Origin of the sequence: Klebsiella quasivariicola (assembly GCF_002269255.1) — a bacterium.
GTDB lineage: Bacteria > Pseudomonadota > Gammaproteobacteria > Enterobacterales > Enterobacteriaceae > Klebsiella > Klebsiella quasivariicola.
In genome coordinates this window covers 2550985-2564068 of sequence record NZ_CP022823.1, presented here as the reverse complement: position 1 = coordinate 2564068, position 13084 = coordinate 2550985, and the positions used below count along the sequence as shown (strand labels likewise).

The 13084-nt window shown below is 58.6% G+C and carries 12 protein-coding genes; 5 read left to right on the top strand and 7 right to left on the bottom strand.

The genetic code is table 11. The annotated features are described in order from the left end of the window. The first annotated feature begins 38 nt into the window (after window positions 1-38). The gene (locus tag B8P98_RS12805) at window positions 39-935 is read left to right on the top strand and encodes a DMT family transporter (protein ID WP_025710797.1); all 897 of its coding nucleotides are present in this window, start codon (window positions 39-41) and stop codon (window positions 933-935) included. Window positions 936-982: 47 nt separating this feature from the next. Here the strand turns inward: B8P98_RS12805 and B8P98_RS12800 are convergent, their stop codons facing one another. The 3 genes from B8P98_RS12800 to tehA all read right to left on the bottom strand — a co-directional run bounded on the left by B8P98_RS12800 (window position 983) and on the right by tehA (window position 3515). Further along, window positions 983-1651 (bottom strand): DUF3313 domain-containing protein, encoded by a 669-nt coding sequence (locus B8P98_RS12800; RefSeq protein ID WP_025710798.1) that lies wholly within the window; start codon window positions 1649-1651, stop codon window positions 983-985. Window positions 1652-1917: 266 nt separating this feature from the next. Next, a complete protein-coding gene (gene tehB / locus B8P98_RS12795; protein ID WP_025710799.1) occupies window positions 1918-2514 on the bottom strand; it encodes a tellurite resistance methyltransferase TehB in 597 nt (198 codons plus the stop codon). After that, the gene (gene tehA, locus B8P98_RS12790) at window positions 2511-3515 is read right to left on the bottom strand and encodes a dicarboxylate transporter/tellurite-resistance protein TehA (protein ID WP_080896778.1); all 1005 of its coding nucleotides are present in this window, start codon (window positions 3513-3515) and stop codon (window positions 2511-2513) included. The genes tehB and tehA overlap by 4 nt, the downstream gene beginning before the upstream one ends. A 111-nt stretch (window positions 3516-3626) precedes the next feature. Between tehA and ydcK the strand changes: the two genes are divergently transcribed. Beyond that, on the top strand, window positions 3627-4607 hold the full coding sequence (gene ydcK / locus B8P98_RS12785) for a YdcK family protein (RefSeq protein WP_025710801.1): 981 nt from the start codon (window positions 3627-3629) through the stop codon (window positions 4605-4607). Here ydcK and rimL read toward each other — a convergent pair. Then, on the bottom strand, window positions 4593-5171 hold the full coding sequence (gene rimL, locus B8P98_RS12780) for a 50S ribosomal protein L7/L12-serine acetyltransferase (protein ID WP_025710802.1): 579 nt from the start codon (window positions 5169-5171) through the stop codon (window positions 4593-4595). The two genes, ydcK and rimL, sit on opposite strands and share 15 nt — an antisense overlap. Window positions 5172-5223: 52 nt before the next feature. Next, entirely contained in the window at window positions 5224-6879 is a 1656-nt protein-coding gene (locus B8P98_RS12775; RefSeq protein ID WP_080924125.1) for a glucan biosynthesis protein D, read from the bottom strand. A gap of 441 nt (window positions 6880-7320) precedes the next feature. Between B8P98_RS12775 and B8P98_RS12770 the strand changes: the two genes are divergently transcribed. Continuing rightward, window positions 7321-8409 (top strand): NAD(P)-dependent alcohol dehydrogenase, encoded by a 1089-nt coding sequence (locus B8P98_RS12770; protein WP_080924127.1) that lies wholly within the window; start codon window positions 7321-7323, stop codon window positions 8407-8409. A gap of 54 nt (window positions 8410-8463) precedes the next feature. On the opposite strand, the gene B8P98_RS12765 is transcribed toward B8P98_RS12770, so the two are convergent. Continuing rightward, window positions 8464-9969, bottom strand: a complete 1506-nt coding sequence (locus B8P98_RS12765; RefSeq protein ID WP_080896774.1) for a carboxylesterase/lipase family protein — start codon at window positions 9967-9969, stop codon at window positions 8464-8466. Between the two features lie 41 nt (window positions 9970-10010). Beyond that, a complete protein-coding gene (hglS, locus tag B8P98_RS12760) occupies window positions 10011-11354 on the bottom strand; it encodes a 2-oxoadipate dioxygenase/decarboxylase HglS (RefSeq protein WP_080924131.1) in 1344 nt (447 codons plus the stop codon). A gap of 239 nt (window positions 11355-11593) precedes the next feature. On the opposite strand from hglS, the gene pcaH reads away from it, so the two are divergent. Beyond that, a complete protein-coding gene (pcaH, locus tag B8P98_RS12755; RefSeq protein ID WP_095033092.1) occupies window positions 11594-12334 on the top strand; it encodes a protocatechuate 3,4-dioxygenase subunit beta in 741 nt (246 codons plus the stop codon). Next, window positions 12331-12951, top strand: coding sequence for a protocatechuate 3,4-dioxygenase subunit alpha (gene pcaG / locus B8P98_RS12750; RefSeq protein WP_025710808.1), 621 nt, complete (start codon window positions 12331-12333; stop codon window positions 12949-12951). The genes pcaH and pcaG overlap by 4 nt, the downstream gene beginning before the upstream one ends. The last annotated feature ends 133 nt before the right edge of the window (window positions 12952-13084 follow it).

Here is a 13084-nt window from a genome sequence, read left to right as displayed (position 1 = left end):
GCATACTGCTTCCTTCAACAAGGCTAAGGAGAACCAGGGTGAACGCATTACTCTATGCACTCGTTGTCGTCATCTGGGGTACAACGTGGATTGCGATTTTTTTACAGCAGGGACCGGTGGCTGCGCCGGTATCGATTTTCTGGCGTTTCGCTGTTGCCAGCGTGACAATGCTGACGATTCTGCTCGTCACACGACGCCTGCGGCCGCTGCGCGCCAAAGACCATCTCTGCTGCCTGCTGCAGGGCTGCTGCGTCTTCTGCTTTAATTTCTGGTGCTTTTATACCGCCGCCGCCTGGATTAACACCGGGCTGGAATCGGTGATCTTTTCGATGGCGGTGTTGTTTAACGCCATCAACAGCTTTCTCTTTTTCCGCCAGCAGCCGCCGGGGCGCTTCTGGGCCGCCGCCGCGCTGGGTCTGGCCGGTATCGTCACCCTTTTCTGGGATGACCTGCTGGCTAACGGGCTGAACGCCTCGCTGCTGTGGGGGATCGGCCTGAGCGCGCTGGGCACCTACGGCTTTTCGCTGGGCAATATGTTCAGTATTCGCCACCAGCGCCGCGGCCTGGAAACCCTGACCACCAACAGCTGGGCAATGCTGTACGGCACGCTGGTGATGGGGGCGATCGCTCTGCTGCGCGGCGATAACTTTATGCCGCAATGGACCGTCAGCTACCTTGGCGCCCTGCTTTATCTGGCGCTGTTCGGCTCGGTGATCGCCTTCGGGGCCTATTTCACTCTGGTGGGGCGCATTGGCGCCAGTAAAGCCGCCTATAGCACGCTGCTGTTTCCACTGGTCGCACTGTCTATTTCCACTGTCTACGAGGGATACGTCTGGCACAGCAATGCCGTGATCGGACTGGCGCTGATCCTGCTGGGTAACCTGGTGATGTTTGCCAGACCGGAACAGCTATTGCTACGACGGAAGCTGGCCTGAAGCGGCGGGCAGAAGAACAGCGCCGTCATCAGACGGCGCTGTGATCATTAATGCTGAGAAGGGTCGAATTTCACGGCGTCGACCGCCATATCATCGATAACCTGCTTCATGGTTTCGACGGTCAGCGGCGTGTTTTCATTGGCCAGGGTCTTTCCTTCCCCTTTACGAACAACCTTGATCACCGGCTTGTTAGTGCTGGCGTCGATCAGTTCGGCTTCAAAATAGAGGTCGGTGTCCATGGTACGATGGCCGGTCGCAGCCTGAGTACCAGCAACGATCATAGCCACCGGGATCACTTCATAGAACTGCAGCCCTTCTTTGCTGGAGTCCACCCCGGTGATCGCCCCGCGGAAAATGAGGCTGCGCTTGCCAGCCGTGGTGGCCAGCGGTTTACGCTCGGAAATAGCCTGTTTCAGCTCTTTGTTGGTGTAATTAAGAATATCCTGCAGCGCCTTCTCCCCTACCTGGGTGGTCGGCTTCGGTACCGGATAGTAGGTCACCGGATGGTAAACAACGTTGTCGTAGTTAGCCGGATTGTAATTTGGATCGATCCAACGCAGCTCCGACTTGCCGGAAGCGGTAGTGGTTTCTTTCAGGTTGGAATAATCTTTTAAGAAGCCCGAATATTGATTCGGTTGCGCCAGTTTCGACGCACAGCCAGTCAACGCTAACATCCCCGCCAGAGCGGCGACTTTCAGTAAAACGCGAGTACGCATAGAGAGATCCCTGTAAATGCAGTTTTTTTCGGCAGACGTTATAGCAAATAGGACCTACTAGTTTTGTGACAAAAAAAGGGCTTCGTCAAGCAAGATTTATAAATATTGATGGTCTGAACATTACGTTATTAAATAATCACTTAAAAAAAGAAACGACCTGCATTATATCGCTCTTTACTGGCTGATTTTTTACTCAGCGGAGTCGTGTTTTATGGCGAAATAAGCGGCGCAGGCACCGCATGTATTTCCTGCGCCGACAAGATTGATTAGGCTGGTTTGCGCGCCAGGAGCGTAGCGAAGCGCAGTTTAATACGGTTGCCGCTGGCGTCGGTCCGATGCAGTTCTCCGACGTCTTCATTGTATTTCACCCGCTCCCAACCACGGTAGTAGTCGCGCAGCTCGTTAGGTTTAAAAGCAAACGGGAAGCCGACGGTGCAGGGATAGTCTTCGGTGTCCATCGCCGCCACAATCAGGTTATAACCGCCGGCGGCGGTGCAGCGTTGCATATTGGCGATCAGTCCCGGGATGGTAGCAGGCTCCAGGAACATCATCACCACGGTGGAGAGGATCAGGTCATACTCGCCGTCAAAGCTCAGACTGTTGAGGTCTTTCACCGCCGTATGCAGATTTTCCAGCCCCTCGGCGGCGCGAATGCTCTCCAGATTATTGATGCTCATCGGATTTTTATCCCAGGCTGTCACTGTGAAGCCGTTCGCCGCCAGATAAAGGCTATTGCGACCGTTGCCGCAGCCCAGATCCAGCGCCCGCCCCGGCGGCACCACCGTCGCGGCGTGCAGTACCTCGGAATGGGTGCGGGTCAGGCTATATTTTTCAGTAAAATAATCCGCGTCACGTATTGTCATGATCCTTCCTTCTTATTCAGGAGTGTTTCCTGGTCGACCTTTACCAACAGTTTCCCGCTGACCAACAGCAACACTGTGCGTAACAACAGCAGGCCGACAACCAGATTGCTAAAAATAAACAGCGGCATCGCCAGATAATGAAAAAAGCCGTCCGCCTTTGCGCGGCCAAGATGCAGGCCGGTGGTGGCCAGGGCGGAAATACCGAACGAGAAGCTCCAGAAGGAAGCATTGAACGGCTGGCGAAGGTACCAGGGCATCAGGCGCAGCATGAACAGCAGCTGCAGCAGACCGTAACCAAACAGCAGCTTAGCGAAGGTATCGGCCTCGCCGCCGTTGACGCTAAGCCAGGCGCTGCAGGCCACCAGCGCAGGCGCCAGCTGGATCCCCAACGAGGTGCGTAACGGCGGGGGCAGTTCACCCGCGCTGCGCAGACGCTGGAGGATTGCCGGCTCGAGGCTCAGCCAGGAGAAGACCCCGGCGCCGAGGAACACCAGTCCGGCATCGGTAAACCCCAGCGCACCACAGGCCATCGCGCTGATGAAATTGTTGGCTACCGTCGGCAGATACAACCCCGGCGTAGTGGCCTCGTGAGGATGCGTCCCCCGCCACAGTCCGGCGCTTTGCCAGGCGGCATAGGTAAGCTGCAGCGCCACGCCCGGCACAAACAGCCCCAGCGCCAGCGGCCGGCACCACGGCACCAGCCCGATCGCCACCAGCAGCGTGGTGGCCGGAAACAGGCTGACAAAGCTGCTGCTGACCGGATGACGCATCTCCTCCAGCACGCTCGCCGGAAAGCGAATCGCCCGGCAGAGAAACGCGATGCTGAGCAGCGCCCACATCGCTATCGCCAGCGTCACCAGACTTTCGCCGATGCTGCGGCTGACCGGCCAGAGGGTGCTGGCATAGCGCCAGGCGAAGCCCATGCCGATGGTGCCGAGCACCATGCCAAAATAGCCTGCCGGCAGGTTCAGCACCTGCCTGGGCCTTTGCTTATTCTTCATTTTGTTGATGATATCAATTTAATTTGAAGTTGCATTTTAAAGGAACCTTATCCCGCACGCTACGGCGATCTTTGCTATGTTTATGTTAACCAAAAGTAATGAGGATCGGCCATGCGTAAATACCGTCTCAGCGAACAGACCCGGCAGTATTGTTATCAGGAAGAGCATGGCAAACAAAGCGTCACCCTGCGCCAGATCGTGGCGCTAATTGATTTCGCTGACGTGAAAGCAGGCAGTGAAGGCGGCTGGGTGGATACGGAAAGCGCTCTCAGCCAACAGGGTCTGTGCTGGATCTACGATGCCAACAGCGTGGTTTTCGCCGGGGCAAGTATCCGCGACGATGCCCGGCTCACCGGCCCCTGCGTGGTCAGTCATGGGGCCACCATCCGGGGACAGGCCTGTATCGAGGCCTCGCACATCAGCCACGAGGCAGATATAAGTGACAACGTCACGGTTTATCATAGTCAGGTGCGCGGTTATTGTCGCCTCGCCGACGAGGCGCGGCTCCTGCCCCACTGCCAGGTGATTGCCGCCCGCGGACTCACCGCCGATCGCGACAAAATACTGCAGATTTATCAGCGAGCCACCGTCAGTGCCTCACGTATTCTTCATCAGGCTCAAATCTATGGAGACGCCTTCGTTGAGCACGCCTTTGTCGAACATCGGGCAGAGGTGTTCGACCAGGCAAGACTTGAGGGGAATGAAGAAAACGACGTCTGGGTCTGCGATAACGCCCGGATATACGGCCATGCCCGTCTGATCGCCGGTCGCGGAGAAGATGCCATTCCCACGGTGCGCTACAGTTCACAGGTGGCGGAGAATGCGGTGATTGAGGGCAACTGCCTGCTGAAGCATCGGGCAATGGTCGGCGGCGAGGCGCAACTGCGCGGCGGGCCAATTCTGCTGGATGATGAGGTGCTGATCCAGGGCCGGACAATCATCGTCGGCGATGTGATCGTTGAGCATCAGGTGACGATAAGCGACGATGTGCAGATCGTCGCACGTGAAGGCGAAGCCATTCATCTGCGCGGCCCGAAGACGCTGGTCGCGCAGGAGCAGATCACCCGAACACCGCTGTTAGGCGCGCTGTAACGCCTCATCGCGGTCAATAATGCGCGCGTAGATATTCTGATCGTCATAGCTGCCGTTCAGATATTCAGCCTGCCTCAGACAGCCTTCAAGGACAAACCCATTGCGCAATGCCACCTGGTTGCTGCGGGTATTGGCCACCCGGCATTTGATCACAAACCGGCGCACCAGCCCGCTGCGGGCGTAATGGTGGATAAAGGCCTGCAGGGCGCGGGAAAGCAGCCCCTGCCCCTGGTGCTCTTCATCGATCCAGTAACCGATATAGGCCGTTTTATTCTGCGGTTCGATCTGGTTGAACGCCAGGACGCCAACGAGACGATGGTCGAGAAACAGCAAAAACATTTTGGCGTAGTCCCGCTGATGCAGCATCACGTTACCCTGCACGTGGCGGCGGGTTTCCTCTTCACTGCGCACCTCGGCGGGCCAGCTAAGCGACTGCGTTAGCCAGCGCTGGTTTTTCACCACCAGCTGGTGTAACTCGCTAATATACTGCTCATCAATGGCGATAAGCTTCAGCGCCTCGGTCACCGGGATCGACTCAGGTGCTGTTGGGATAGATGTGGTCATGGCGCTCTCTTCTGGCCCGCAGGGGTTGCCTGCGGGGGTCAGCTGTCATGGGTTATTTCATGATCCGGTCGTCAACGTAGTTACGTTTATCCGCTGCCGGCGGGAAATACTGATAAAGCCAGGTTTCGCTGATAGCGGCCCCCTGACAGCGCAGGAACAGACGCATCTCCACCGGGTCGGTCGAATTCGAGGTCGGATACCAGTCAAAGAGGATACGATAGCCATCGAACGGCTCGACGTAGAGGATCTCTATCTGCTTCGCTTCCCCACTGGAAAGGGTGATCACCGGTTCAATACCGCGCGGCGCGGCCGCCTTGAGATCGCCGCCGACGAAGTCGATGGCGAAGCGACGCGCCCACTTATCCGGGTAATGTTCACCCGGCGCCCATCCCTCAGGGAAGCCCCCCATCCCGGTGCGGGTGGCGAGAACGCGCGCCAGCGGCGTGCTCACCGGCGGTTGCGCGCTCCAGTATAGGCGATAGCGGAAGTCCAGCTCGTCGCCGGCTTTCACCGCCTTTTCTGGTTGCCAGAAGCAGACGATGTTATCCAGTGTCTCGCCGGTGGTCGGGATCTCCATCAGGCTGACCGCCCCTTTGCCCCACTGATTACGCGGCTCAACCCACAGGCTGGGACGCTTGTTATACCAGCCCATCACGTCCTGATAGTGGGAAAAATCGCGGTCCAGCTGCAGCAGACCGAAGCCGCGCGGGTTCTTGTCCTGGAAAGCATTGAACTGTAGCTTCTGCGGGTTATTCAGCGGTCGACAAACCCACTCGCCGTTGCCCAGCCACATCGACAGCCGATCGGAGTCGTGGATCTGCGGGTGAATGGTATCGCACATCCGGCGCTCGTTGTTGCCGCAGCTGAACATACTGGTCATCGGGGCGATACCCAGCTGTTTGATGTCCTTGCGGGCGTAGAGGTGGTTCTCTACGTCCATAATGACCTGCGTATCCTGGCAGTGGATAGTGAATTTATAGGCACCGGTGATGCTCGGGCTGTCCAGCAGCGCGTAAACGGTAAACACCGTGGCATCCCCTTTGACCGTTTCGAACCAGAAGGAGGTGAAGTCGGGGAACTCTTCCGGGGTATCGGTAAAGGTATCTACTGCCAGACCACGGGCCGACAGGCCATATTGATAGGTGCTGTCTACGGCGCGGAAGTAGCTGGCGCCGAGGAACGCCACGATATCACGGCGTGCCAGTTCGGGCGCTTGAAACACCCGGAACCCGGCGAAGCCGAGGTCAGACTGGCCTTCCAGCTGGCGGGTGTCAACGCCAGCGTCGTTGTACTTAAACAGCTCCGGGCGGAAGTGGATTTCGCGCGCCTGTTGGGTATTAGCGTCTAAAGAGAACATCCGCACGCGGCGACGGAACCCCATCCCGACGTGGAAAAACTGGATGTCCAGTTTGCGTTCTTCAATGTTGTTCCACAGCGAGTGGTTGGCGTCGTACTGGATGCTGTTGTAGGCCTGCGGAGTGAGGTTGGCCAGCGTCGGTGGCAGATCGCGCGGGGCGCCGCCCCACGGTTGACGCGCCAGGTCGTGGGCCATGGCCTGCAGCACGGTGTAATCGAAACGACGCGTTTGCCCGTCGGCAATGCCCGCGTCCCCGGCAAAAGCGGCCTGGCTGAATAAGGAAGCGACTCCTGACGTTCCGCATACGGCGGCAACAGCCATGGAAGATTTAAGAAAACGTCTGCGGTTCATGCCTGAGAAAGCGTCCTTCTACACGGGTGAATTGATACGCAACGCCACATCACGTTGCGTGATAAATTCCGCCCACTCTAGACAAAAACGATTAATAATCCAATTGTTGGCCGCAGAAAAAAGGGTAAAAAAGCCCTGTCCAGCGGAACTGCCTGTATTTTTACTTTTGCCAGCGAGTCTGCACGAGCTGCAGACTCGCCCCCTGCGGCTTGCCGCGCTGAATTATTGACCGGATAGCTATTCTCTGTCGCTGAATATTTATTACATTTATACCTCCCCACCATGCGCTATTTTTAGGCACGATTCGCGTAAATTTCCGCCACGCCTGGTGCTAAGTTTTGATGGATAACCGCGCAATATCTTTATGTTAGCGGCCAACACGGGAGCGCCGTCCGGGCTATCCCTTCACGCTCTCCAGGGAATTCATTCAGGAGTCATGCTATGCAAGTAAAAGCAGCCGTCACGCTGGGCAATCAGCAGCCTTTCGTCATTAAAGACATCGAGGTCGCCCGGCCGGGCAAGGATGAGATATTGGTCAAAATCGCCGCCACCGGCGTGTGTCACACCGACGCGGTGATGCGCGACAACCCCGGGGTGGTGCCCATGCCGGCGATCCTCGGTCATGAAGGAGCCGGGGTGGTAGCCAGCGTCGGAGAAGCGGTCACCGGAATTAAGGCAGGCGATCATGTGGTGCTCAGCTACGCCGCCTGTCACCATTGCGAAAACTGTTTAAGCAACCATCCTTCCGCCTGCGAAGACTTTAATCCACTTAACTTTGGCGGTCGCCGTGAGGATGGCACCACCCCTTATCGCCTGGGAGACCAGGATCTGTCCCTGTTTTTTGGCCAGTCATCGTTCAGCCAGTATGTGGTCACCCGCGCAACCAATGCCATCGTGGTCGACCCGGAGGTTGATCTTACGCTACTCGGCCCGCTGGGCTGCGGCATCCAGACCGGCAGCGGGACGGTGCTTAACCGCCTGAAACCGGTCGTGGGGGAATCACTGGTGGTGTTTGGCTGCGGCGCGGTGGGGCTCAGCGCGATCATGGCGGCGAAATTAACCGGCTGCTCGCAGATTATCGCGGTGGATATCCATGACAATCGCCTCGCCCTGGCCGCTGAACTGGGCGCCGCGCATCAGATCAACGGCACAGCACAAGATGCCGTTGCCCGCATCAAAGCGATCACCGGTAAAGGGGCGCACTACGCGGTGGAAACCACCGGCGTGTCGGCTATCGTGCTGCAGGCCGTGCACGCGGTAAAACCGTTAGGCACGGTGGCGATAGTGGGCTTTACCGGCGATATCACCTTTAACGTGCAGAACGACCTGATGGCGGAAGGCAAATCGCTGGTCGGGGTGATTGAAGGCGATGCCGTTCCGGCCCTGTTCATTCCACTGCTGGTTCAGCTTTATAAGCAGGGCAAATTCCCGGTTGATAAGCTCATCCAGCGCTATCCGCTGGCCGAGATCAACCAGGCGTTTGCCGATTCAGCTTCCGGCAAGGTGATCAAGCCGGTAGTGGTCATGTGACATGACGCCGTCACCATCCGGTGGCGGCGGTCACTCCCTTCGCCATGGCGACATTTAGTCCAGCGTCACATGGTGCTTCATCACCCGACGAAACAGCGCCAGCCGCGCGCGCATAAAGCGATTCTCCACTTTAAACCCGGCACGTTTATGCAACCCAATGCGCAACAGACGGTCCCGTCCGCGCAGGCAGGCCGGCCAGCGCACCGCGCCGGCAAGCGCCTGTTCGCCGCTGGCGACGCGGGCAAACTGGACCCAGTAGTCAGCGACCTGGGCGGCAAAGGCCAGATCCGCTGCGCTGGCGTACTGCCGGACGGGTTCTGTCAGCTGCAGGTTATCAAACACATAGGGCACTTCGTTGCCATGCCAGGCGCCGTGTGGATAGGTGTCATGCTCCGCTTGCGCGACATAATCAAACCAGTAACGCCAGCACGGCTGGCCGACGCGCTGCTGGGCCTGCATCACCACATAGCCGAGAGTAGTAAACGCCATATCCCGGCAGACTTCCCGTCCCAGCGCTTCATCACCCTTCACGCCGGGATAGAGGAGTTTGATAAGCCCCAATCCCAGACGGCGCTCGCGGCGCAGCTTCTGGATCTGCCCGGCGATATCGACGCCAAACACCGCCATCACGCTGGCTTCATCGCTGTTGGAGCCGATCATCACCGGCATCGGGTGCTGGCGCCCGGCGAAAAAAGTCTCCAGCATCGGCTGCGGGAGGACTATGTCCCCGGCAATGGGGGCCGGGCCCGTATTGAGCGGCGCGGTGAGCGACCAGAACGCCTCCGCCGGGATCGCGCGCAGCTGGTCTGCGCTGGCATTAGGCAAGGCGAAATGTTCCGCCAGCAGGCGGCCTTTCTCCAGCGCCCTCTCCCGCGGCAGGTCGGGTAACGTATACCCGCTCTGGATAATCGCCTTATGGAACAATCCTTTGGCTTTGGGCGAAGCCATCAGCGACAGTACGCTGCGCGCCCCGGCGGATTCGCCAAACAGCGTGACATTAGCGGCATCCCCGCCGAAGGCGTGGATATTCTCCTGGACCCACTGTAGGGCGGCAATCTGGTCGAGTAGCGCGAAATTGTACAGGCGTTCGCCTGCCTCTTCCTCCAGCGCCGGATGAGCAAAAAAGCCGAGATGTCCCAGACGATAGTTGACCGTCACCACCACCACGTCACGGCTGGCAAGCGCTTTGCCATCGTAAGGCGGCAGGCTGCCGGCGCCGATGGTAAACCCGCCGCCGTGCAGCCAGACCATCACCGGCAGCGGCTGCGCGGCGCTGGCGGGGGCCCAGACGTTGAGATATAAGCAGTCTTCACTGAAACGGCCGGGATCGCCGCCGCCGAGTTCACGGCAGTAGTCAATGTCCTGCCAGCTGGCGGCGGAAAAGGCGTCGGCCTGGCGGACGCCCTGCCAGCGCGCAGGGGGCTGTGGCGCACGCCAGCGCAGCGGGCCGACGGGCGGCGCAGCGTACGGAATACCGCGCCAGATATAAATCCCCTGCTCTTCGCACCCGGCCAGACTTCCCTGCCGGGTTTTCGCCAACGGTTTCGACGGATGTTGCATAACCTGCTCCCTGTAAGGCTGATGCCAGCAGGGTACTGATTTTACAGCAGACCGCAACGTCGTTTGCTGCGCTCCTCCGCCTGCCGGTACAGTTCAAACTCATCCTGCACCGGGCAGCCCAGCGCCGCCTCAAAGACCTCGCGACTGGCATTCCCGTGGCTGCGCGCCTGAATTTCATTGCCCAGATTAGACTGAAAAATACCCGCCGCGCTGACCGGTAAAAAGTCTTCATAAATAATCGGCTGGGCGACCACCCACCCGCGCTCAATCAGCGGCTGCGGATCGTCCCCCGGGCGAAATGCCTGGCGATGCGCCTCACCGGCGGGGGTCAGGCGGTAACGAAACCAGGCCAGCCCCTGCTGACGCAGCAGAAATTCACTGTCGGGAAATTCACGAAACACCTCCTGCAGATGCAGCTGGTGGCTGAGATTGTCTTTGCCGGTCCCTGCCGCCTGCAGCAGTCGGTCATACAGCGCGCGTCCTTTTGGCGTCAGCGCCACGCCGCGCTGCTCAATTTCGCCAAAGCGAGCGCTGTGGGTACCTTTATGTTCGCCGGCGAACATTACCGGCTCCTCAAGCGCCTTAAAGCTGGTCTGCCGCAGGAGGATCGGAACCTCCCGGCGCGGTGGCCCTTCAATCAGCGCTTTGGGCTCAATGCCGCACTCTGGCATCAGGGCCTGGGCGCGGTCAATATCCAGCGTCCGCGGCGTCAGGTGGTTGATATGGCATCCCGGAAAGCAGACCACATCGGCTATCAGGCGGTGCTCGCGATGCAGAGCGTGGTACGTTTCCTCATCGACGGTGGCATGCCGGTGCCAGCGAAAGGTCTCCAGCGCCTCCTGCACAAACTCGCGCGCGTCGGCAGAGGTGAATTCGCCCTCAGCTTCATACTGCGCAATCAGCGCCAGACAGCGGGGAGTGAAGATGTTGCGCCGGGCGAGGATCGCCGCGGCCCGCTCGCGCAGAGCACGATTTTCAATCAGCTCCAGGCGCAGCAGTGAGGTGAAAACCCGAAACGGATTGCGCGACAGCGCGGCATCGTCGATAGGACGAAACGCCGTGGAGTGCACCGGCACCCCCGCCTGCGAAAGATCGTAATAACTCACGGGATACATCCCCATGATGGCAAACATGCGACGCAGCGTCGCCAGTTCCTCCGCCGTGCCCACGCGGATCGCGCCGTGGCGCTCCACGTTCAGGCGCGCCAGCTCGTCGGCATTGGCCAGTTGTTCATGCAGCTGTGGATTATTTTCCAGTACCGCCAGGTTGACGTCAGCCACCAGCTCCAGCAGCGCCCCGTACTGCGGAACTTCCTGCTGGTACATGGCCGACATGGCCTGCGAAAAGTGCTCCCGAATCTCATCAGCCGTGATGGTGTTCGCCATGATGTGTTACCTCCAGTGAATACTTCCTGGAGTGTAGGAAAGCTGCCTCCCGGCGGGGGGAAGAATTTACAAACTGTGATGGCGATAACCTGCTTCACTCCAGTGACGCGGCGCGGGGCATAACCCACAGTTATGAAAAACACCCTGTAATTTCACTTTAAATTAACAATGCATTTACACACACTGATTCTGGCGACATTACAACAACATGCCCCTCTACCGTCTATACGGAGTACCCGATGAACGACAAATGGTCACCACGCGAGGTTATCCATCGCGGCTACAGTAGTCACCCGCCCGCTTACGCGCCGGGCTATAAAACCAGCGTCCTGCGCTCCCCGAAAAACGCCCTGATCTCCCTGCAGAATTCATTGTCAGAGATCACCGGGCCGGTTTTCAGCCACGACGATCTGGGCCCTCTGGATAACGATCTTATCCTCAACTACGCCAAAGAAGGCCTGCCGATTGGCGAGCGAATCATCGTCCACGGCTATGTCCGCGACGGCTTTGGCCGGCCGATGAAAAATACCCTGGTGGAAGTCTGGCAGGCCAATGCCGGCGGCCGTTACCGACATAAAAAAGATCAGTATCTGGCCCCGATTGACCCAAACTTCGGCGGCTGTGGCCGGGTGCTCACCGATGACAACGGCTATTACTGTTTTCGCACCATCAAGCCCGGCCCTTATCCCTGGCGCAACCAGGCCAGCGACTGGCGTCCGGCGCATATTCATTTCTCGCTCTCAGGCGACGCCTGGGCGCAGCGCCTGATCACCCAGATGTACTTCGAAGGCGATCCGCTGATTAAACAGTGCCCGATCGTCCGAACCATTAATAATGACGACGCCGTGCGCACGCTGATCGCCGAGCTGGATATGCACGCTGCCGTGCCGCTGGATTGTCTGGCCTACCGCTTCGACCTTGTTCTGCGCGGCCATCGCGCCACGCTGTTTGAAAATCGCACTCAGGGGGCCGCCCGATGAAAGAGTATCTGCCTGAAACCGCCTCGCAGACGGCGGGACCTTATGTTCATATCGGTCTGGCGCCGGACGCCGCGGGTTTTCATATTTTTGAGAAAAACTTTGGTCCGGTCCTCACCACCGCCGATACAGCCGGGGAGCGAATTACCATTGAAGGCCGGGTTATCGACGGTTCCGGAACGCCGGTCCGCGACGTGCTGCTGGAGATCTGGCAGGCCAACGCCGCGGGTCGCTATAACCATCCTGACGACCGTCAGCAGCAGAAAGCCGTCGACCCGGCCTTCCGCGGCTGGGGACGTACCTGTTCTGATTTCACCTCCGGCGTCTGGCGTTTTGAAACCATTAAGCCTGGCCCGGTGGTTGGCCGCGACGGCCGCCTGATGGCGCCGCACGTCAACCTGTGGGTCGTCGCGCGGGGGATCAACATCGGCCTGAACACGCGGATGTATTTTGCCGATGAACACGAGGCCAATGCCAGCGACCCGGTGCTCAATCTCATCGAGTGGGAGGTGAGACGCAAAACGTTGATCGCCGAGCGTGAAGTTCGCGGTGCAGAAGTGGTCTATCGCTTCGACATTTATCTGCAGGGCGAAAACGAAACCGTCTTTTTCGATATTTAGCGTCGCGCTGACCCCCCTTCGCCCCGTCTCTGTGGGGCGAAGGCGTTTTTAAATCACCGGGAAAGATCTTGTAATATAACCAGGTCAAATGTTAATAATATTTTGCTATCTGGTTATCAAATTTAAACAAGGC

Coding starts and splice junctions, on each gene's coding strand:
- pcaG (WP_025710808.1), top strand. CDS start 12,331: ATGAAAGAGTATCTGCCTGAAACCGCCTCGCAGACGGCGGGACCTTAT.
- tehB (WP_025710799.1), bottom strand. CDS start 2,514: ATGACAATACGTGACGCGGATTATTTTACTGAAAAATATAGCCTGACC.
- ydcK (WP_025710801.1), top strand. CDS start 3,627: ATGCGTAAATACCGTCTCAGCGAACAGACCCGGCAGTATTGTTATCAG.
- B8P98_RS12765 (WP_080896774.1), bottom strand. CDS start 9,969: ATGCAACATCCGTCGAAACCGTTGGCGAAAACCCGGCAGGGAAGTCTG.
- hglS (WP_080924131.1), bottom strand. CDS start 11,354: ATGGCGAACACCATCACGGCTGATGAGATTCGGGAGCACTTTTCGCAG.
- B8P98_RS12770 (WP_080924127.1), top strand. CDS start 7,321: ATGCAAGTAAAAGCAGCCGTCACGCTGGGCAATCAGCAGCCTTTCGTC.
- tehA (WP_080896778.1), bottom strand. CDS start 3,515: ATGAAGAATAAGCAAAGGCCCAGGCAGGTGCTGAACCTGCCGGCAGGC.
- B8P98_RS12775 (WP_080924125.1), bottom strand. CDS start 6,879: ATGAACCGCAGACGTTTTCTTAAATCTTCCATGGCTGTTGCCGCCGTA.
- rimL (WP_025710802.1), bottom strand. CDS start 5,171: ATGACCACATCTATCCCAACAGCACCTGAGTCGATCCCGGTGACCGAG.
- pcaH (WP_095033092.1), top strand. CDS start 11,594: ATGAACGACAAATGGTCACCACGCGAGGTTATCCATCGCGGCTACAGT.
- B8P98_RS12800 (WP_025710798.1), bottom strand. CDS start 1,651: ATGCGTACTCGCGTTTTACTGAAAGTCGCCGCTCTGGCGGGGATGTTA.